We start from the raw sequence: 1000 nt of genomic DNA, 5'->3' as shown, positions 1-1000 counted from the left end.
TGCGCTACAACGTGATCGGATCGTTCTTCAACCAGACCTTGCCCTCGGCGATCGGCGGCGATGCGGTCCGGCTGTGGCTCGTCGCGCGCGCCGGCGCCGGCTGGCGCGCTGCGACCTACTCGATCTTCGTCGACCGCGCGATCGGTTTGATCGCGCTCGCGATCATGATCGTCGCGAGCCTGCCCTGGAGCTACGGCCTCATCGCTGATCCGCACGGGCGCTCGGCGCTGCTGCTCGTCGACCTCGCGGCGCTCGCGGGTGGCCTCGGCTTTCTGGTCTTCGGCGCGCTGAAATGGCACTGGCTGAAAACCTGGTGGGCCACGCATCACATCCACGCCTGTGCCGTGATCGCCAACCGAGTGATCTTCAGCCGCTCGCGCGGACCGGCCGTCGTGATCCTGTCGCTCGCCGTGCATGTGCTGGCCGTCGTGGTCGCCTGGTGCGTCGTGCAGTCGATCGCCGCGCCGGTCGGATTCAGCGACGTCTTTATGCTCGTGCCGCCGGTGATGCTGATCACGATGATGCCGATCTCGATCGCCGGCTGGGGCGTGCGGGAAGCCACCATGGGCCTCGCGTTCGGCTTCGCGGGCCTGGCCGCAAACGAGGGGGTCAACGTCTCGCTGCTGTTCGGCGCCGTGTACTTCATCGTCGGCGCGATCGGCGGTCTGGTCTGGATCCTCAGCGCCGAGAAAGCCGCGCAGGGATCGGCGCCCCTCGGAGTGCCGGAGTGAGCGCGGCCATCGATGCGCTCGGCGCCGTCCCCTCGCTGCTTGCCGTTGCGATTGCCGCGCTGGTGTCGGGCGTCATCACCTGGACCAGCCGCCCCCTGCTCCAGCGTTACGCATTGGCGCGGCCCAACGCGCGGTCCTCTCATCGCATCCCGACCCCGCAGGGTGCGGGCATTGCCGTGATATCAGCGACGCTGCTGGTCGCATCAGCCTGGGCAGTCTGGGCGAACGTCGCGATTCCGCCGGCGTTGATCGCTGCGACGGTCTTGATC

General features: G+C 68.3%; 1 protein-coding gene and 1 pseudogene. Both read left to right on the top strand.

Features of this window, described 5'->3' with window-relative positions; all coding sequences use genetic code 11:
- Positions 1–731 (top strand): lysylphosphatidylglycerol synthase transmembrane domain-containing protein (locus IVB32_RS03375; protein ID WP_247409803.1); only part of this gene is annotated, 731 nt, incomplete at its 5' end.
- Positions 728–1000: pseudogene (locus IVB32_RS03370) on the top strand (glycosyl transferase); the annotation flags it as partial. The gene IVB32_RS03375 and the pseudogene IVB32_RS03370, both read left to right, overlap by 4 nt.

It is taken from the genome of Bradyrhizobium sp. 23 (assembly GCF_023073295.1).
GTDB lineage: Bacteria > Pseudomonadota > Alphaproteobacteria > Rhizobiales > Xanthobacteraceae > Bradyrhizobium > Bradyrhizobium canariense_D.
The sequence above is the reverse complement of the archived record's forward strand: the minus strand, read 5'-3'. Positions and strand labels throughout refer to the sequence as shown.